The following is a 17,651-nucleotide window of genomic DNA, read 5'->3' as shown; positions in this document are numbered from 1 at the left end:
TTCACAGCACACTGACCCAACGGAGGAATCGCTCATGCGAGGAAAGCTCCTGTTCGTCGCCGGCGCAGCACTCGGGTACGTCCTGGGATCGCGAGCCGGACGGGCGCGGTACGAGCAGATCAAGACCGTCAGCGGCAAGATCTGGAACAGCAACGGCGTCCAGAAGAGCGTGAACCAGGTCGAGGACTTCGTGTCCGACCGCACCCCCGACGTCGCCGACTTCATCGGTGAGCAGACCAAGAAGGTCGTCCGCAAGGTGAGCTCGAAGGCGTCGTCCGGCAAGGGCTCGCAGATCTCATGACCGACACACGCGACCGGAAGTCGCGGTCGCTGTTCGGCCTCGTGAAGGACGTCCCCGACCTCGTCAAGGACCTGGTCAAGGGGGAGATCGCCCTCCTCAAGGCCGAGATGATCGGCAAGGCGAAGGTCTTCGCGGTCGCCGCGGGCATCCTCGTCGCCGCGTTGGTGATCGTGCTGTACGCGATCGGCGTCCTCCTCACCGCAGCGGTGATGGGCCTCGCCACGGTGATGCCCGCGTGGCTCGCCGCGCTGCTGCTCGCCGTCCTCATGCTGATCGTCGCGGCGATCCTCGGGTTCATCGGGTGGAAGCGGCTCAAGAAGGGCCTGCCGGTCACGCCGAAGCGCACCATCGCGAGCGTCAAGAACGACGTCAACGCGGTGAAGGGCCTCGGCCGGAAGCCCACCCCCGAGACGCTCCGTGCGTCACGGAAGCCGGACGTCGACGGCCGGTTCTGACGCCCGTCATCCCCACGACTCCCTCGGAGGACCAGTGACCGACCCCCAGCACGACGACCAGTCGAAGATCGCCGACCGCGTCGCTGCGACCCGTGCCCAGCTCTTCGACACCCTCGACGCGATCGAGGACAAGTTGAACGTGCCGAAGCAGCTCGGCATCGCCGCGTCCAAGGTCAAGCGCGGCGTCGACGCGAACCCGGTGCCGTACCTGGCCGGGCTCGCAGCGGGAGTGGCAGTGGTCGGGGGTATCGTCGTAGCGGTGCTCCGACGGCGGTGATCTCCACGCGGCGAGCCTTCGCGAGCCGCGGTGGACGATCGTCCCGGACACCCGCTCGGCGAAGGGGGCCGGCGAACCACACCCCCGGCGATCGTGGAGGACGACCCACCCATGAGCACTGACGTGCCCACACCAGCAACTCCCGCAGCACCCGCGGCCAGCGCAGCGCACGAGACGGACCCGGCCTCCGGGATCGACCCGAACCTGCTCACGGCCTACGCCCTCTGGGCGGTGTTCCGCCGTCCGGTCGGCACCGTCCAGCGCGGCGGTGCCGAAGCGGTCGCGGAGCTCGACGCAGTCGTCGCCGCCGGCGCCGAGCGCGGCGTCACGATCCGCGGCTTCTACGACGTCTCCGGCTTCCGGGCCGACGCGGACGTCATGATCTGGCTGCACGGCGACGACGCGCAGGCGATCCAGGCGGTCCTCCGTGAGATCCGCCGCACGGCCCTCTTCGCCGAGGCCGAGCCCGTCTGGCACGCCATGGCCATGCACCGGGAAGCCGAGTTCAACAAGCGGCACACCCCGGCCTTCCTGCGCGGCAAGGACCCGGAGCCGTGGATCACGGTGTACCCCTTCGTGCGCTCGTACGAGTGGTACCTGCTGCCCGAGGAGGAGCGCTCGGGGATGCTCCGCGACCACGGCATCGCCGGCGCGAAGTACCGCCGCGTCCTGACGAACACCATCGCCTCCTTCGCCCTCGGAGACTACGAGTGGATCCTGCCGCTCGAGAGTCCGGACCTGGTCGACCTGGTCGACCTCATGCGCGACCTCCGGTACACCGAGGCCCGCATGCACGTCCGCGAGGAAGTGCCCTTCTACACGGGTCGTCGCGTGACGACCGCCGAACTCCCGGAGGTGCTGTCATGACCGACACCAGCATGATCACGAACGGTCAGCCCGTCCTCGCCGCGACCGCTGCGGCCGCATCGGGTCCGGAGCACGTCGAGGTGCCCACCGCCTACGACGCGATCCTGCTCGCCGGCTTCGGTGGGCCCGAGGGTCAGGACGACGTCATCCCGTTCCTCCGCAACGTCACCCGCGGCCGCGGCATCCCGGACGAGCGGCTGGAGGAGGTCGCGCACCACTACCGCCACTTCGGCGGCGTGAGCCCCATCAACGCCCAGAACCGCGCGCTCAAGGCAGCGCTCGAGGGCGAGCTCGCCGCGCGGGGCATCGACATGCCCGTCCTCTGGGGCAACCGCAACTGGGCGCCCTACCTCGAAGAGGCGTTCACCGAGGCGGCCGACAAGGGCTACACCAAGCTCATCGCGATCGCCACGAGTGCGTACTCGTCGTTCTCCAGCTGCCGGCAGTACCGCGAGGACTACGCCCGCGTGCTCGACGAGACCGGCCTGATCGACACGATCCAGATCGACAAGGTCCGGCAGTTCTTCGACCACCCGGGCTTCGTCCGACCGTTCATCGACGGTGTGCGTGACGGCATGGCCCGCGCGATCGCCGAGAACGAGGGCCTCGACGTCGCCACCGAGTTGCAGGTGCTGTTCTCCACGCACTCGATCCCGTCGACCGACGCGGCCCGGTCCGGCCCCGACTACCGGGGCTTCGACGAGCACGGCGCGTACGAGGCCCAGCACCTCGCCGTCGGACAGGTCGTCCTCGACCAGGCGTGGGCGGAACTGCTCGAGCAGCCCGAGCACGCGCACCTGCAGGGCACGTCGAAGCCCGCCTGGAAGCTCGTCTACCAGTCGCGCTCCGGCCCCCCGTCGCAGCCGTGGCTCGAGCCCGACATCAACGACTACATGAACGAGGAGCTCAAGGGCGGCCCGACCCGCGCCGTGCTCATCGTCCCGCTCGGCTTCGTCAGCGACCACATGGAGGTCATGTGGGACCTCGACGAGGAAGCCACCGAGACCGCTGGGGAGCTCGGGTTCTGGTCACTCCGCACGCAGACGCCCGGCGTCGACCCGGCGTACGTGTCCGGCCTCGTCGACCTCGTGCTCGAACGCGTCAACGGCACGCCGACGGCCGAGCGTCCGCACCTGACCGACATCGGCCCCTGGTACGACGTGTGCCGCCCGGGGTGCTGCGAGAACGTGCGAGCGGGGTTCAAGCCCGCAGCCGCAGGCGTCGCCCCGTGACCGACGGGCCGACCCCGATCCGGCTCGGTACCCGGGCCAGCCGCCTGGCGGTCGCGCAGTCGCAGGACGTCGCCGACCGCCTGGCGAAGGCCGCCGGCCGTCCGGTGGAACTCGTCACCGTGACGAGCGAGGGCGACACGAACCGCGCCTCCCTGGCGTCCCTCGGTGGGACCGGCGTGTTCGCATCCGCGCTGCGCGAGGCGCTTGTGGCGGGCGACGTGGACGTGCTCGTGCACTCGCTGAAGGACCTGCCGACCGCGCCGTACCCGGGCCTGACGATCGGCGCCGTGCCGAAGCGTGCCGACGCTCGTGACGTGCTCGTGGCGCGGAACGGCGCGACCGTCGAGACCCTGCCCGAGGGCGCGAAGGTCGGTACGGGCTCGCCCCGCCGCGCCGCCCAGCTCAAGGCGGACCGACCCGACCTCGACGTGGTGGACATCCGCGGCAACATCGACACCCGCCTCGCCCGCGTGGAGGACGACCTCGACGCGGTGGTGCTCGCCGCCGCGGGACTCGGGCGGATCGGACGGCTCGACGCCGCGACCGAGCTGCTCGACCTCGGCTTCTGGCCGAGCGCCCCCGGGCAGGGTGCGCTCGCGGTCGAGATCCGCACGGACGAGGACGACCGGAACCTGCTCGCCGCGCTGCGGAAGATCGAGCACGCGCCCACCCGCCTGACGGTCACCGCGGAGCGCGAGGTGCTCGCGAAGCTCGAGGTCGGCTGCTCCGCGCCGATCGGGGCCACCGCGGTCGTCGATGCCGAGATGCTCCTCGTCTCGGCGACGGTGTACCGCCCCGACGGCTCCGAGTACCGGACCGCGTCCCACGCTGCGGTGCTCGACGGGTCCGCGCAGGACCGCCTCGACGAGGCCCTGTCCGTCGCGGACCGGGTCGCCGCCGAGCTGCTCGAGAACGGTGCCGCCGAACTGGCCGACCTGTCGAGCTCCGCCGGGTCGGACTCGGCCCGACACGATGCCGAGCACACCGTCGGCCCCGGCCTCGACACCCCCGGCACCGAGGGCCCGTCCGACACGTCCGCTCCCGCGACCGCGTAGGGCGACGATCACCACGGACACCACGCGGGACGACACGACCGGGCTCCGGCCCGTGGTCGTCGTCCCGCGCGGTGGGGCGTGGGGCGCCCGGGTGGCCGAGGCGGCGCGGGCACGCGGGCTCGACCCCCGCATCGTCCCGCTCGTCACGGACGCGCCGCCGCTCGACGCCGGTCCGCTGGACCGGATGGTCGCGCGGCTCGCGGCCGGGAGGCCCGGAGCGGCTCCCGACGCCGGCCGCCCCTCCCGGGTTCCACGAGCCCGCGACCTCGAGGCGTCGGGTTCCGACTTCGTGGAACCTCGACGACCCGCACTCGGCGAGTCGTCGCACCCCGACGGCGCGGGTGCCGGTGCCGGCGCTGGCGCCGCCGAGCCGGCGAACGCCGACCGCGTCGGCGACGACTGGCTCGTGGTGACCAGCGCGACCACCGTGCGGGTGCTCGCGGAACGCCTGTCGGGCCTCCCGTCCGGGGTCCGCGTCGCCGCCGTCGGCGAGGCGACCGCGCGCGCCGCCCGCTCGGTCGGGTGGACCGTGGACCTCGTGCCGGACGACCACTCGGCGGCCGGACTCGTGCGGGCGCTCCCGGCGGACGCCCGACTCGTCCTCCACCCGCGCTCCGACCTGGCCGCACCCACGCTCGTCGACGGCCTGCGTGCCCGGGGCATCGACGTGTCAGAGGTGGTCGCGTACCGTACGGTCGGGACCGGTGACGCGCCGGTCCCGGGCGACTCCGCGCCGGACGTCGTCCTCGTGACGAGCGGCAGCATCGCCCGCGAAGTCGCCCGTCGTCTCACCCCCCTCGACTCCCGCACCCGGATCGCCTGCATCGGCCCCGGCACCGCCGACGAGGCCCGTGCCGCAGGCCTGCCGGTGGACGTCGTCGCCGCCGAACGGTCCGCAGAAGCCCTCCTCGACGCCGTCGTCGAGGCCCTCGACCCATCCACCCCCGAACAGGAAGGCCACCCGTGACCGGCCGTTTCCCCCAGGTCCGCCCTCGACGTCTCCGCGCCACCCCTGCGATGCGTCGTCTCGTCGCCGAGACCCGGCTCCACCCCGCCGAGCTCGTGCTGCCGATGTTCATCCGCGAAGGCGCCACCGACGCGATCGACATCTCGAGCATGCCCGGGGTGCAGCAGCACTCCCTCGACTCGTTCCGCCGGGCGCTCACCGAGGCCGCGTCGGTCGGCATCGGCGGCGTCAACCTGTTCGGCGTCCCCGCGCACAAGGACGCCGTCGGCTCCGGCGCGACCGACCCGGACGGCATCCTCAACGTCGCGATCCGCGTGGCGAAGGAAGAGGTCGGGGATGCCCTCGTCGTGCAGTCCGACCTGTGCCTCGACGAGTTCACCGACCACGGGCACTGCGGTGTGCTCGCGGCGGACGGATCGGTCGACAACGACGCGACGCTGCTCCGGTACCGGGACATGGCCGTCGCCCAGGCCGAGGCCGGTGCCGAGCTCGTCTGCCTGAGCGGCATGATGGACGGCCAGATCGCCGCCGCGCGTGATGCGCTCGACGTCTCCGGGCACTCCGGCACCGCGCTGCTCGCCTACGCGGCCAAGTACGCCTCGGCGTTCTACGGGCCGTTCCGGGAGGCCGTGGCCAGCACCCTGCAGGGCGACCGTCGCACGTACCAGCTCGACTCCGGCAACGGGCGCGAGGGACTCCGCGAGGTCGAGCAGGACATCGAGGAGGGCGCCGACATCGTCATGGTGAAGCCGGCCATGAGCTACCTCGACGTCCTCGCCCGCACGGCCGACACCTCGCCGGTGCCGGTCTGGGCGTACCAGATCTCCGGCGAGTACGCGATGATCACCGCCGCCGCCCAGAACGGGTGGATCGACCGGGACGCCGCCGCGATGGAGGCCCTCATCGGCATCAAGCGCGCCGGCGCCGACGCGATCCTCACCTACTTCGCCGTCGACATGGCCCGCAAGCTCAACGAGGAGGCCGGCCTGCGCACCTCCGGCAGCTCGGCGGACGTCGCCGGCATCGCACCGACAGGGAAGGCACCCGAATGACCACGACGACGACCAACGACCAGCTGTTCGGCCGGGCGAAGGACAGCATCCCGGGTGGCGTGAACTCCCCGGTCCGCGCCTACGGCTCGGTCGGCGGTACCCCGCGCTTCCTGGTGTCGGCGAAGGGCCCCCGCGTCACGGACGCCGAGGGCCGCGAGTACGTCGACCTCGTCGCCTCGTGGGGTCCGGCGATCCTCGGGCACGCCCACCCCGGTACGGTCGAGGCCGTGCAGCAGGCCGCTGCCCGCGGGCTGTCGTTCGGTGCCTCCACCCCGGGCGAGACCGAACTGGCCGAGCTCGTGAAGCAGCGCGTCCAGGTCGACGGCGACGGGCCCATCGAGAAGATCCGCATGGTGTCGACCGGCACCGAGGCGACGATGACCGCGATCCGCCTCGCCCGTGGGTACACCGGCCGCGACCTGCTCGTGAAGTTCGCCGGGCACTACCACGGCCACTCGGACTCCCTGCTGGCCGAGGCCGGCTCGGGCGTCGCGACGCTCGCGCTCCCCGGCAGCGCCGGCATCACCGCCGAGACCGCCGCACAGACCCTCGTGCTGCCGTACAACGACCTGGACGCCGTCCGCCGCGCCTTCGACGAGCACTCGGAGCGCATCGCCGCCGTGATCGTCGAGGGTGCCCCGGCGAACATGGGCGTCCTCGCCCCGGAGCGCGGCTTCAACCGGGCCCTGGCGCAGATCACGCAGTCGCACGGCGCGCTGCTCATCGTCGACGAGGTCCTGACCGGGTTCCGCGACGGGCCGGCCGGATGGTGGGGCCTCGAAGCGGACGGCACCGTGCCCGACGGGACCGGGTGGAAGCCCGACCTCGTCACCTACGGCAAGGTCATCGGCGGCGGCATGCCCCTCGCCGCACTCGGCGGGCGTCGCGAGGTCATGGACTTCCTCGCCCCGCTCGGCCCCGTGTACCAGGCGGGCACGCTGTCCGGGAACCCGCTCGCGGTCGCCGCGGGCATCGCCACGCTCCGGGCCGCGACCGCCGAGGTGTACGCACACCTCGACCGGACGGCGGCGACGATCGCCGACGCGACCAGCGCGGCCCTGAGCGCCGAGGGTGTCGCGCACACCGTGCAGCACGCCGGGAACCTGTTCTCCTTCGCGTTCCTCGACAGCCCGCCGCGGAACTACGACGACGTCCGCGCGCAGGAGGCCTTCCGGTACGCGGCGTTCTTCCACAGCATGCTCGACTCCGGCGTGACCCTGCCGCCGAGCGTGTACGAGGCGTGGTTCCTCACGGCAGCGCACGACGAGGACGCGGTGTCGCAGGTCCTCGACGCGCTGCCGGCTGCCGCGAAGGCGGCGGCTGCCGCGACGGAGTAGCCGGACGACGGCGGACGGGAGGCGCGGGTCCGGACGGGGCCGTGCCTCCCGTCCGTCCGTCTGTGGCGAGCGCGAGACGCCGGCGTCTGCCCGCGACGCCGCCGAGTGCGCGGAACGCCGCCGTGTTCGGCGGCGTCTCGCGACGGAGGCGGTGTCGTTCGTTGACGGGGGCGTCTCGCGGCCGTGCGACGATCGCGTCCAGGCCGACCGGGAGGCGCGCCCCGCTCAGTCCGCCCGGCGTGCGTGCCAGCGCCCACCGCTCCGCTCGACCGCCAGCGGGAAGGCGAACGCGGCCGACACCAGCGCCGAGGTGATGACCTCGTCCGCCGGCCCCTGCGCCACGACGCCCCCGTCGCGGAGGAGCATCGCGTGCGAGGTCGAGGCCGGGAGGTCCTCCAGGTGGTGGGTGACCATCACGCTGCCGAGCTCCGGCTGCCGGACACGCAGCGCGTCGACGGTCTCGAGCAGGTGCTCCCGCGCGGCGACGTCGAGCCCCGTCGCGGGTTCGTCGAGCAGCAGCAGCCGCGGGTCCGACATGAGCGCCCGGGCGATCAGCGCGCGTCCCCGTTCGCCCTGGGACAGCACCGGCCACCGGGCGTCCCGGCGCGCGGTGAGGCCGACGTCGGCGACGTGCTGCTCGGCTCGTGCGACCTCGGCCGCGGTCGGCTCCCACCGCGTCATGAGGTCCGTCGTCCCCGTGAGCCCGGTCAGCACGGTCTCGAGGACGGTCAGCGGCGACAGCATCCGGTGCCGGGGGTCGACGTGGCCGATGTGCTCGCGGAGTTCCCGGACGTCGACGCGACCGAGCCGTCGCCCGAGCACCTCGACGTGGCCGGCCGTCGGGTGACCGGTGGCGCCGAGCACCGCGAGCAGGGTCGACTTGCCGGCACCGTTCGACCCGAGGAGTGCCCAGTGCTCCCCGCTCCGGACGGTGAGGTCCACGTCGTGGAGCAGGTCGCGTCCGCTCCGGGTGACGCGGAGGCCGGAGGCGCGGAGGAGGACGTCGGTCACGTCTCCATCCTCGCGCAGGACGCGAGACGGCCCCGCCACGGGGTGGCGGGGCCGTCTCTGTCGTCAGCGGGTCGGACTGGTCGTCGTCGGATCAGGCCTCTGCGGCCTTCGCCGCCCGTGCGGTGGCGAGGTGCTCGGCCATGGCGCGACCGAGTCCACGGACGAGGGCGCCACCGGCCTCGCCGTCGCGGCCCTTCGCGGCGGCGCGGAAGCCGTCGAGTGCCTGCGCGACGTCCCAGAAGACGAACTCGGGCTCACCGATGCGGACGAACTTCGCGCGGTTCAGCAGCGACTCGCTCGTCTTCACGAGGAGCTCGTTGCCCGACTTGGCGACCATGAAGGCGATCGCCTTGTCGATGTCGTCGTTGAGGGCGCGGTCCTCGGCCTCGGCGTGGGCGCGCATGTCGTCGAGGATCTTCCCGAACGCCTTGACGTCGGCGTCCTCGAAGCGGGGGAACGACCAGCGGGCGGCGAGCTCGCCGATGCCGAACAGCATCTGGAAGGCGTCGTCGTACTGCTCGGCGGTGGGGGAGGCGACACGGGTGTAGCGGTTCGCCTCCATCTCGACCAGGCCGTAGTCGACGAGCTTGGCGATCGCCTCGCGGATGGGGGTACGACTCACACCGAGCCAGGCGACGAGCTCGTCGTCGTTGAGGCGCTCCCCGGCCTGCAGGGTCCCGTCCTGGATCGCGGCGAGCATCTTCTCGAGGACGACGTCACGGAGGAGCTTCCGGGGCGAGTTCTCGACGGTCGACTTGGGTACCGGCATCCGGGTCTCCTCAATGAAGGTGTTCGGTACTCAAATCCTAACGTGACATTGTGCAAACGCTTGCTAAGCGACGGGCGGACGTCCGCCCGCGCCCCGCGCCGCTGCAACGGCGGGGAGGCCCGGATCACCGCGTGACGTCGACCACCGTCCGCCCGTGCACCCGTCCGGCGACGACCTCGGCAGCGACCTCGATCGCCTCGGCGAGCCCGACGGTCCGGGTCACCGCCCGGAGCAGCGCCGGGTCGAGGTCCGTCGCGAGCCGCGCCCACGCCCGCTGCCGGAGGTCGAGCGGCGCCTCGACCGAGTCGATGCCGAGCAGGGACACCCCGCGCAGGATGAACGGCAGCACCGTCGTCGGCAGCGAGGTGTCCTGCGCCAACCCGCACGCCGTGACCGAGCCGCCGTACTGCGTCGCCGCGAGGACGTTCGCGAGGGTCGCACCACCGACACTGTCGACCGCGCCGGCCCACACCGCGCGCTGCATCGGCTTCCCCGGCTCGGCGAGCGTCGCGCGGTCGATGACGTCCGCCGCGCCGAGCGCCCGGAGCGCGTCGCCGTTCTCCGGTCGCCCGGTCGACGCGGTCACCCGGTACCCGCGGGCCGCGAGCAGGGCGATCGCCACCGTGCCGACCCCGCCCGAGGCTCCGGTCACCAGGACCGGCCCGTCCTCGGGGGCGACTCCGCGCTCGAGCGCCAGGACGCTGAGCATCGCGGTGAACCCGGCCGTGCCGATCGCTGCCGCCAGGTCGTCGTCGATGCCGTCGGGCAGGGAGACGAGCGCGTCCACCGGGACCACGCACTGCTCCGCCCAGCCGCCGTGCCGGGTCTCGCCCGCGCCCGCGCCGGTCAGCACCACGCGCTCGCCGACCGCCACGTCCTGCACGTTCGGTCCGACCGCGGCCACGGTGCCGACCACGTCGATGCCGGGCACGAGCGGGTCGGTCCGCACGACGCCGGGGTCGCCGGCGACGGCCAGGCCGTCCTTGTAGTTGACGCTCGACCGCGTGACGGTGACCAGGGCCTCCCGGTCGCCGGGAACGGGCAGGTCGACGTCGGTGACGGCGGGGGCGGCGGAACGGGACACGAGGACGGCGCGGGTCATGCGCGCGACGCTACCCCGGGCCTCCCGGCCGGGCGCAGCCGCGCGTGCCGGACCCGTCGCCGCGGCCGGCGTCAGCCGAACATGATGGCGGCTTCGTCGTACCGGTCCTGCGGCACGGTCTTCAGCTCGCCGAGCGCGTCCTCGAAGGAGACGTGCACGATCTCGGTGCCCTTCAGGGCGACCATCCGGCCCCAGCGCTCCTCGACGACGGCGTCGATCGCCGCCAGGCCGAGCCGTGTCGAGAGCACCCGGTCGTAAGCCGTGGGGGTGCCGCCGCGCTGGATGTGCCCCAGCGTCGTGGCGCGGGTCTCGATGCCCGTCATCTCCTCGATGAGCGGGGCGAGCCGCTCGCCGATGCCGCCCAGCCGCGGTCGACCGAAGGCGTCGAGGCCGCGCTCGGTGTGGGCGGTGTCCTCGTGGTCGGGGACGAAGCCCTCCGCGACCACGACGAGCGGTGCACGCCCGCGGTCGTAGGCGGCCTGGACCCACTCCGCGATCTGCGCGAGGGAGGTCTTCTGCTCGGGGATGAGGATCGCGTGCGCGCCCGCCGCCATGCCCGAGTGGAGGGCGATCCAGCCGACGTGCCGACCCATGACCTCCGCGACCATGCAGCGCGAGTGGGACTCACCCGTGGTGCGGAGGCGGTCCATCGCCTCCGTCGCGATCGCCACCGCGGTGTCGAAGCCGAACGTGTAGTCCGTGGCGCCGAGGTCGTTGTCGACCGTCTTCGGGACGCCGACGATCTTGAGCCCGGCGTCGGTGAGGCGCTTCGCGGCGGCCAGGGTGCCCTCGCCGCCGATCGCGACGATGGCGTCGATGCCGTGCCGCTCGAGCGTCGCGGTGATGTTCTCGACGCCGCCCTTCGGGCCCTCGAACGGGTTCGTCCGGCTCGTGCCGAGGATCGTCCCGCCCTGCTTCGCGATGCCCTGGATGTCCTTGCGCCCGAGCGGCACGATGTCGCCCTCGACCACGCCCCGCCAGCCGTCCCGGAAGCCGACGAACTCGTGGCCGTGGATCGCGATGCCCTTGAGCACGGTGGCCCGGATGACCGCGTTGAGACCGGGGCAGTCGCCGCCGGAGGTGAGGATGCCGATGCGCATGGAGAGGACTTCCGATGTCGGGTTCGGTGGACCCCCTCATCATGGCCGACGTGACTCCGGGACCGCCACGCTGTGACCCGCGGTTGTGGACAACTTCTCGCGGTGCCGTGGGCGGCGGTCGCCGGTGTCCGTGCCGACGCTTACGATCCCTGCATGGCTTCCGTCCGATCCGCTGCGGCGTCGACCGGCGACGCCGAGCAGGATCGTGACCCGCTCGTCGACCTGCGCCGTGTCGACACCGTCTACCGGCCGGGAGGCCCGGTGGACGTGATCGCGACGCTGCGGCCCCTCTCGCGCGGCTCCGGTGACCCCGCCCACCGGGTGGTCGGGTCCGACGTCTGGCTCGCGTTGCGCACCCCGGAAGGACCCGCGTCCGTCCTCGTCCGGGCCGTCGGCGACGCCGTCGCGATCAGCGCATGGGGTGCCGGAGCCGCGTGGGCTGTGTCGCACGGACCGGACCTCGTCGGCCGCGGTGACGACTGGTCCGAACTCGACGTGTCCGCGCATGCGTTCCTGGAACAGGCGCGACACCGCCAGCCGGGGTTACGGCTCCTCCGGACGAACACGGTCGTCGCGATGCTCGTGCCCGCGATCATGGAGCAGAAGGTGACCTCGCGGCAGGCCTGGCGTGCGTGGCGGTACCTCGTCCGACGCTTCGGCACGCCCGCACCCGGCCCGGCTCCCGAGGGCATGGTCGTCCCGCCGGACGCCGACACCTGGGCGCGCATCCCGAGTTGGGAGTGGCACAAGGCCGGCATCGAGCCCGGGCGCTCGGCGACGGTGATGCGCGTCGTGAAGGTCGCGCCCGCACTCGAACGGACGCTGGCGCTCGGCCGCGGCGGGGAGCTCGTCGCGAGTCGGCTGCAGTCCATCCCCGGCGTCGGACCGTGGACCGCTGCCGAGACGGCGCAGCGGTCGCACGGGGACCCGGACTCGCCGAGCGTCGGGGACTACCACGTGCCCGCCCTCGTCGGGTGGGCGCTCACGGGCGGCCCGGTCGACGACGACGGGATGCTCGAACTGCTCGAACCGTGGCGAGGACACCGGGAACGGGTCGTGCGGCTCATCTCGGGGTCGGGGTTCCGGAAGCCGGCGTTCGGGCCGCGGATGACGATCCAGGACCACCGGGGGCACTGAAGAACCGCAATGTCGTGTTTCCGATGTTTGACATGTTGCCGGCGCAGCGGTCAGGCTCGATCCGGATGCAACGGCTGCACCCGGAAAGGAACCGATGGAACTCGCTCTGGTCGCTGCTGCCTCCGTGATCCTGCTCTCCACGAGCCTCCTGACATCGACGACGCCGGCCTCGGCGGTGTCGATGGATTCGGCGGCACAAGGTGGGTCGGCCGACATCGAACACCGGACTGCTGCACTCCTGGCTGGAGTCGACGAGAGCAGCCACGTGTTCGACGCTCAGAAGGCCCGCAGTGCTGGTGCTGTGGAGGTCGACGTCGTCGACTTCGCCGCCGGGTACCTGGCGGCCGGTGGGCGGACCCGGGACGTCCAGGTACCGGCATCGGACGTCGACCGGCTCCGAGCAGGAGCCGGAGGAACTGCGGTGTTCCGGGCGCAACTCGGCAGATGTCACCGGCCTCCAGGCCAACATGTACCTCAACTCCTGCAACGCGAACAAGATCGTCTCGGTGCTGGCTGGCGGAGCTGGAGTCGCGGCCATCGTCGGGTTCATCACAGGAGCGACCGGCATCGGAGCGGCTGCTGCGGGCATCGCTGCTGGGATCCTGACCATCGGGTCCGCCGCCATCGCGTACTGCAACGCGAAGGGTCGGGGAATCGGCTTCCACGTCCTGCCAGTGGGTGCACCGTGGTGCGCGTCGCAGTGACCGATCGAGCGAGCGACAGGTCTGTCCGCGTCCTCGAAGCGATGATCATCGCCGGGATCGCAGGGCTGGTCGGAGCGGGCATCGCTTCGTACGGCTGGGCGCTCGTGTTCGAGGAGGGCTCTCCCACCTGGGAGCAGATGATGCACATCGGCGATGCCCTCTGCTGGGGTGCCGTCGGGGTCGGGGTTCCCGGCTCGTTGTGGATGCACAGATGCCGTCGGTGATCCGGAACGGCTCGATCCCGTTGCTCCGCCAGCGTTGCCCTTCTCAGGACTCAGGGGTGGTCTTCGCCCTCGCCGGCCAGCACCGCGCGGTAGCCCTCGCGGAACGTCGGGTACCGGAAGGTGAAGCCGGTGGACCGGAGCAGCGCGTTCGACAGCCGCTTGTCGCCACCCGCCCGCCGGTCGGACGCCGGTCCGGACTCCGGGACCGGTGCCTCCAGTTCGTCGGCGAGGAACCGGAGGACGTCGTCGAGCCGGACCGGCTCGTCGTCGGTGCCGAGGTAGGTGGGCGCGGGGTCCTCGAGCGTCGCCAGGTGCACGATCGCGGCCGCGGCGTCGTCGCGGTGGATGCGGTTCGTGTGGGGAGATGCTCCCGTAGTCGGCGCGAGTCGGGCGGTGCCGGAGCGCACCTGGTCGATGAGCCGCTCACGCCCGGGCCCGTAGATCCCTGAGAGGCGGAGGAGCACCGCCTCCGGGGCTCGCTCACGGAGGAGCGCTTCGGCCTCCACGAGGACCTCCGCCGTGGGCGTCCCGCCGGTCGCCGGGGTCTCCTCGGTGACGACGCTGCCGTCCGACACGTCGTAGACCGCCGTGGAGGACACCACGACGATCCGCGGCGTCGCACCCGAGCGGTCGATGCCGTCCAGCACGTTCCGCAGGCCGTCGACGTAGGTCGCCCGGTACTCGTCCGGGTCCCGGCTGCCCGCGGCCAGGGCGACGACGACGATCGCGGTGTCGGCGTCGATCTCGGGCACGTCCTGGCGAAGGTCGGTGCTCCGGCCCTCGATCGGTGCGGGCAGGAGTTCCGCGCGACGACGGAGTCCGACGACGCGGTACGCGAGGTCGGCGAAGCGGAGGGCGGCCTCGGTGCCGAGGTCGCCGCAGCCGGCGATGACGGCGGTCTGGTGGTGCAGCATGGCTCGACCCTCGCACGGATGTGGTGCAGAAGACCGGATACGGACCCCGACGCAACACTGTGGACAGCTCTGAAGCCTGGGGCGTTGAGGCACACCTCCAACGCTGCACTACTGAGCAACCGAGACATCTGATCGGACGCTCGCGTCGAAAGGTCGTCTCCGGGCTCCGGCGGGTCCGGCCGGTGACGCGACGACCGCCTCGACCGCCGGGTCGGACGTGCTTGTCTTCAGTCGCGCGTTCCGAGCGGCCTGATCCCCATCTCGCCGAATGGAGGCGCACTTGTGCATGTTGTGCGCATAGATATTGCGCGCTTCGAGCAATCCTGGCAGACTGACCTCCTCGCAACCCGAGCCACGAGGACCCTTCCGGGGTCGAACGCCGCGGGTTGCAAGGGACGTTCACTGAAGAACTGCACCAGGTACTGGTGCCCACCGTCATCGTCGACTGGAGGACCCCCGCATGAGTGACTTCGATGGGCTCTTGCGAGCCCGGTCCGACGGGGGCGCCGAAGCGCTCCTACCCACACCGACGGTGCAGTGTCACGCGGCGAACCTCGCCTTCCTGCCCGGGGGAGACCTCGCCTGTGTGTGGTTCGGTGGCACGCAGGAAGGCGTCTCCGACATCTCCGTCCACCTGTCGCGGCTCCCCGCCGGGACGGACCGCTGGCTCGACCCGGTGCAGCTGAGCTCCGACTCTGCGCGTTCCGAGCAGAACCCGATCCTCTTCACCGCGCCGGACGGCGCCGTCTGGTTGCTCTACACCGCACAGATCGCCGGCAACCAGGACACCTCCGAGGTGCGGCGGCGGACCTCCCTCGATGGCGGCGTGACCTGGAGCGACCCGACGGCGCTCCTCGGCGACGACGCGCCCGTCGGCGTGTTCGTGCGGCAGACCCCCGTCGTGCTCGAGAGCGGTCGGATCCTGCTGCCGGTGTTCAACTGCCGGACCGTCCCCGGGGAGAAGTGGGTCGGCAACGACGACACCGCGTCGGTCTGGTACTCGGACGACACCGGGGAGACCTGGTCCGAGGTCGCCGTTCCCGAGTCGAGCGGGTGCGTGCACATGGACATCGTGCCGCGCGAGGACGGCGTGCTCTGGGCGTGCTTCCGCTCCCGCTGGGCGGACCACGTGTACGAGTCGTCGTCGACGGACGGCGGGATGACGTGGGAGCCGTGCCGGCCGATCGACCTCCCGAACAACAATTCGTCCATCCAGGCGCGCGCACTCGACGACGGTCGGATCGCGATGGTGATGAACCACGCGAGCAAGGACGACGCGACGAGCCGCCGGGTCTCCCTGTACGACGAGATCGACGACGACGGCCTGGCGGCCGATGCGGCCGACGGTGTTCCGCCGGTCGCGGAACCGTCGCTCGACGCCGACGGACCCAGCGCGTTCTGGGGTGCCCCGCGCGCACCGATGACGCTCGTCGTCTCCAGCCCCGACGGGCGCTCCTGGCCGACCGCCTACGACATCGAGAACGGCGACGGGTACTGCCTCTCGAACAACAGCCGCGACGGCATCAACCGCGAGCTGTCGTACCCCTCCGTGCTCCCCGACCCGGCGGGGGGACTGCACATCGCCTACACCTGGCACCGCAAGTCGATCAAGCACGTGTACCTGCCAGCTGACGTCCTCGCGACGATCGTGTCGACGCCGTCCACCTCCGCCGGTCCGGCCCTCTCTGCGAAGGAGCAGCGAGCATGACCCTCCCCATGGTCTTCGCACTCGCGATCACCGTCCTCATGATCGTGCTGATCATGATCGACCGCCTGCCGTTCGGCGTCCCGCCCCTGATCGCCTGCCTCCTCATGGTGGTGTTCAACGTCGTCCCGATCAACGTCGCCTTCAGCGGGTTCGCGAACGCGACGATCATCATGCTCGCCTCGTTCATGGCGGTGATCGCCGCGTTGCAGAAGACCGACCTCGTCTCGGGCTTCAAACGCATGATCACCCGACTCGGGACGAAGGGCGGGTTCCGGGCCTACGTCCTCATCGTCGTGTTCGTCATGCTGGGCTGCAGCATCTTCGGCACGGGGTCCACGGCCTACTACGTCCTCGTCATCGGCCTCCTGTCGACGCTCGCCTACAACAAGAAGCTGCCGCCGTCGAAGGTCCTCATGCCGGCCGGCTTCGCCGCGAACCACCCGATGCTCCCCTTCAACGTGGCGCTGCAGTACGGCATCGTCGTCGCGGTGCTCGAGGCGGCCGGCGTCCGGGAGAACATCGACCTGGTGCGGTTCTCGATCGTCAACCTCGTGCTCAGCCTCGGGTTCCTGATCTGGTGCCTCATCGCGTACCGGATGCTGCCCGACCACGCGATCACGGACGACGAGACCGGCACGGCGACCCCGACCGGGGCGAAGGAGCCGGCCTTGGCCGGTGCGCGCACGACCGCCGCAGCCGGAACGGACGCCTCCGGGGTGCACGCCGACACGGCGACCGACCCCGCGGCACCGGGCCCGCACGCCGCCGAGGCGAACGCGACCGCGATCGCCGCGTCGAGCGCGACCGCGACCGTGGCCGCGCCGAGGCTCGACCGCCGGAAGCAGCTGGCGACGTACTTCTGCTTCGTCCTGGCCATCGCCGGGATGATCTCGTACAGCTCCATCGGTGACGCGGGCTACGCGATCACGGGACTCGCCGTCGCGGTCCTGCTCATCACGCGGGTCCTCGACTTCACCGAGATCCGCGACGCGATCAGCCAGCCGATCATCATCATGTCCGCGGGCGTCATCGGCATCGCGGAGGCGCTCGGCGCGACGGGGCTCACGAAGCTCGTCGGCAAATCGGTCGCCGGGCTGCTCGGCGGCGACGTCAGTCCCTTCCTGCTGGTGTTCGCGTTCTGCGTCCTGACGAGCGTCCTCGCGACCCTCACGGGGTCGACGATCGGCACGGTGTACGTCTTCGCGCCACTGGCGATCGCGACCTGCGTCAGCCTGGGGCTCAACCCCGCGGCCGCTGCGGTCGCCATCGTCATCTCCGGCTGGAACGGCCACTTCTTGCCGATCGACGGGCTGCCCGCGATGGTGATGGGCGTCGGGAAGTACTCGCTCATCCAGTTCTGGAAGTTCACGATCCCGATGTACGTCATCCGCCTGCTGGCCCTGACCGCCGGCGCGCTCCTCCTCTTCCCGATGTGACGG

19 protein-coding genes are annotated in these 17,651 nt (G+C 71.7%); 14 read left to right on the top strand and 5 right to left on the bottom strand.

Annotated elements, in window-relative coordinates:
- Nucleotides 1-34: 34 nt before the first annotated feature.
- The 9 genes from DEI91_RS01310 to hemL all read left to right on the top strand — a co-directional run bounded on the left by DEI91_RS01310 (nt 35) and on the right by hemL (nt 7,543).
- Nucleotides 35-301 carry a hypothetical protein gene (locus tag DEI91_RS01310; protein ID WP_110825717.1) on the top strand — a complete coding sequence of 89 codons (267 nt, stop codon included), beginning with the start codon at nt 35-37 and terminating at the stop codon, nt 299-301.
- Nucleotides 298-756, top strand: a complete 459-nt coding sequence (locus DEI91_RS01305) for a phage holin family protein (protein WP_110825716.1) — start codon at nt 298-300, stop codon at nt 754-756. The genes DEI91_RS01310 and DEI91_RS01305 overlap by 4 nt, the downstream gene beginning before the upstream one ends.
- Before the next feature lie 34 nt (nt 757-790).
- Nucleotides 791-1,033 carry a DUF3618 domain-containing protein gene (locus DEI91_RS01300; protein WP_181419485.1) on the top strand — a complete coding sequence of 81 codons (243 nt, stop codon included), beginning with the start codon at nt 791-793 and terminating at the stop codon, nt 1,031-1,033.
- A gap of 111 nt (nt 1,034-1,144) precedes the next feature.
- Nucleotides 1,145-1,900 (top strand): hydrogen peroxide-dependent heme synthase, encoded by a 756-nt coding sequence (hemQ, locus tag DEI91_RS01295; protein WP_111050573.1) that lies wholly within the window; start codon nt 1,145-1,147, stop codon nt 1,898-1,900.
- Nucleotides 1,897-3,132: a ferrochelatase gene (locus DEI91_RS01290; protein ID WP_181439427.1), complete on the top strand. Its 1,236-nt coding sequence runs from the start codon at nt 1,897-1,899 to the stop codon at nt 3,130-3,132. The genes hemQ and DEI91_RS01290 overlap by 4 nt, the downstream gene beginning before the upstream one ends.
- On the top strand, nt 3,129-4,187 hold the full coding sequence (hemC, locus tag DEI91_RS01285) for a hydroxymethylbilane synthase (RefSeq protein ID WP_111050572.1): 1,059 nt from the start codon (nt 3,129-3,131) through the stop codon (nt 4,185-4,187). The genes DEI91_RS01290 and hemC overlap by 4 nt, the downstream gene beginning before the upstream one ends.
- Nucleotides 4,188-4,239: 52 nt before the next feature.
- Nucleotides 4,240-5,154, top strand: coding sequence for a uroporphyrinogen-III synthase (locus DEI91_RS01280; RefSeq protein WP_181439426.1), 915 nt, complete (start codon nt 4,240-4,242; stop codon nt 5,152-5,154).
- Nucleotides 5,151-6,206 carry a porphobilinogen synthase gene (gene hemB, locus DEI91_RS01275; RefSeq protein WP_258374246.1) on the top strand — a complete coding sequence of 352 codons (1,056 nt, stop codon included), beginning with the start codon at nt 5,151-5,153 and terminating at the stop codon, nt 6,204-6,206. The genes DEI91_RS01280 and hemB overlap by 4 nt, the downstream gene beginning before the upstream one ends.
- Nucleotides 6,203-7,543 carry a glutamate-1-semialdehyde 2,1-aminomutase gene (hemL, locus tag DEI91_RS01270; RefSeq protein WP_111050569.1) on the top strand — a complete coding sequence of 447 codons (1,341 nt, stop codon included), beginning with the start codon at nt 6,203-6,205 and terminating at the stop codon, nt 7,541-7,543. The genes hemB and hemL overlap by 4 nt, the downstream gene beginning before the upstream one ends.
- Nucleotides 7,544-7,768: 225 nt before the next feature.
- On the opposite strand, the gene DEI91_RS01265 is transcribed toward hemL, so the two are convergent.
- The 4 genes from DEI91_RS01265 to DEI91_RS01250 form a co-directional block, all read right to left on the bottom strand.
- Nucleotides 7,769-8,554: an ABC transporter ATP-binding protein gene (locus DEI91_RS01265; RefSeq protein ID WP_111050568.1), complete on the bottom strand. Its 786-nt coding sequence runs from the start codon at nt 8,552-8,554 to the stop codon at nt 7,769-7,771.
- Nucleotides 8,555-8,645: 91 nt separating this feature from the next.
- Nucleotides 8,646-9,323 (bottom strand): GntR family transcriptional regulator, encoded by a 678-nt coding sequence (locus tag DEI91_RS16435; protein WP_111050567.1) that lies wholly within the window; start codon nt 9,321-9,323, stop codon nt 8,646-8,648.
- Nucleotides 9,324-9,447: 124 nt separating this feature from the next.
- Nucleotides 9,448-10,425: an MDR family oxidoreductase gene (locus tag DEI91_RS01255; RefSeq protein ID WP_111050566.1), complete on the bottom strand. Its 978-nt coding sequence runs from the start codon at nt 10,423-10,425 to the stop codon at nt 9,448-9,450.
- Between the two features lie 71 nt (nt 10,426-10,496).
- Nucleotides 10,497-11,525 carry a 6-phosphofructokinase gene (locus tag DEI91_RS01250; protein WP_111050565.1) on the bottom strand — a complete coding sequence of 343 codons (1,029 nt, stop codon included), beginning with the start codon at nt 11,523-11,525 and terminating at the stop codon, nt 10,497-10,499.
- 153 nt (nt 11,526-11,678) lie between these two features.
- Between DEI91_RS01250 and DEI91_RS01245 the strand changes: the two genes are divergently transcribed.
- The 3 genes from DEI91_RS01245 to DEI91_RS01235 all read left to right on the top strand — a co-directional run bounded on the left by DEI91_RS01245 (nt 11,679) and on the right by DEI91_RS01235 (nt 13,590).
- Nucleotides 11,679-12,662, top strand: a complete 984-nt coding sequence (locus DEI91_RS01245) for a DNA-3-methyladenine glycosylase (protein WP_181419489.1) — start codon at nt 11,679-11,681, stop codon at nt 12,660-12,662.
- A 467-nt stretch (nt 12,663-13,129) separates the two neighbouring features.
- Nucleotides 13,130-13,366 carry a hypothetical protein gene (locus tag DEI91_RS01240; protein ID WP_146244160.1) on the top strand — a complete coding sequence of 79 codons (237 nt, stop codon included), beginning with the start codon at nt 13,130-13,132 and terminating at the stop codon, nt 13,364-13,366.
- Nucleotides 13,363-13,590, top strand: coding sequence for a hypothetical protein (locus DEI91_RS01235; protein ID WP_111050563.1), 228 nt, complete (start codon nt 13,363-13,365; stop codon nt 13,588-13,590). The genes DEI91_RS01240 and DEI91_RS01235 overlap by 4 nt, the downstream gene beginning before the upstream one ends.
- A 50-nt stretch (nt 13,591-13,640) precedes the next feature.
- Here DEI91_RS01235 and DEI91_RS01230 read toward each other — a convergent pair whose 3' ends face one another.
- Nucleotides 13,641-14,504: an NAD-dependent epimerase/dehydratase family protein gene (locus tag DEI91_RS01230; RefSeq protein WP_111050562.1), complete on the bottom strand. Its 864-nt coding sequence runs from the start codon at nt 14,502-14,504 to the stop codon at nt 13,641-13,643.
- A gap of 460 nt (nt 14,505-14,964) precedes the next feature.
- On the opposite strand from DEI91_RS01230, the gene DEI91_RS01225 reads away from it, so the two are divergent.
- Together DEI91_RS01225 and DEI91_RS01220 are read left to right on the top strand one after the other, a co-directional pair.
- Entirely contained in the window at nt 14,965-16,212 is a 1,248-nt protein-coding gene (locus DEI91_RS01225; protein ID WP_111050561.1) for an exo-alpha-sialidase, read from the top strand.
- A complete protein-coding gene (locus DEI91_RS01220; protein WP_111050560.1) occupies nt 16,209-17,648 on the top strand; it encodes an SLC13 family permease in 1,440 nt (479 codons plus the stop codon). Before DEI91_RS01225 ends, DEI91_RS01220 begins: the two co-directional genes overlap by 4 nt.
- The last annotated feature ends 3 nt before the right edge of the window (nt 17,649-17,651 follow it).

Source organism: Curtobacterium sp. MCBD17_032 (assembly GCF_003234855.1).
Classification (GTDB): Bacteria; Actinomycetota; Actinomycetes; order Actinomycetales; family Microbacteriaceae; genus Curtobacterium.
Note: the sequence above shows the minus strand (reverse complement) of the source record. Positions and strands in the feature narration are given on the sequence as shown.

Excerpts from the sequence above, each read along its gene's own strand:
- DEI91_RS01305 (WP_110825716.1), top strand. The coding sequence starts at position 298 with ATGACCGACACACGCGACCGGAAGTCGCGGTCGCTGTTCGGCCTCGTG.
- DEI91_RS01240 (WP_146244160.1), top strand. The coding sequence starts at position 13,130 with ATGTACCTCAACTCCTGCAACGCGAACAAGATCGTCTCGGTGCTGGCT.
- DEI91_RS01230 (WP_111050562.1), bottom strand. The coding sequence starts at position 14,504 with ATGCTGCACCACCAGACCGCCGTCATCGCCGGCTGCGGCGACCTCGGC.
- hemQ (WP_111050573.1), top strand. The coding sequence starts at position 1,145 with ATGAGCACTGACGTGCCCACACCAGCAACTCCCGCAGCACCCGCGGCC.
- DEI91_RS16435 (WP_111050567.1), bottom strand. The coding sequence starts at position 9,323 with ATGCCGGTACCCAAGTCGACCGTCGAGAACTCGCCCCGGAAGCTCCTC.
- DEI91_RS01310 (WP_110825717.1), top strand. The coding sequence starts at position 35 with ATGCGAGGAAAGCTCCTGTTCGTCGCCGGCGCAGCACTCGGGTACGTC.
- DEI91_RS01250 (WP_111050565.1), bottom strand. The coding sequence starts at position 11,525 with ATGCGCATCGGCATCCTCACCTCCGGCGGCGACTGCCCCGGTCTCAAC.
- DEI91_RS01255 (WP_111050566.1), bottom strand. The coding sequence starts at position 10,425 with ATGACCCGCGCCGTCCTCGTGTCCCGTTCCGCCGCCCCCGCCGTCACC.
- DEI91_RS01290 (WP_181439427.1), top strand. The coding sequence starts at position 1,897 with ATGACCGACACCAGCATGATCACGAACGGTCAGCCCGTCCTCGCCGCG.
- hemL (WP_111050569.1), top strand. The coding sequence starts at position 6,203 with ATGACCACGACGACGACCAACGACCAGCTGTTCGGCCGGGCGAAGGAC.
- DEI91_RS01245 (WP_181419489.1), top strand. The coding sequence starts at position 11,679 with ATGGCTTCCGTCCGATCCGCTGCGGCGTCGACCGGCGACGCCGAGCAG.
- DEI91_RS01220 (WP_111050560.1), top strand. The coding sequence starts at position 16,209 with ATGACCCTCCCCATGGTCTTCGCACTCGCGATCACCGTCCTCATGATC.
- DEI91_RS01225 (WP_111050561.1), top strand. The coding sequence starts at position 14,965 with ATGAGTGACTTCGATGGGCTCTTGCGAGCCCGGTCCGACGGGGGCGCC.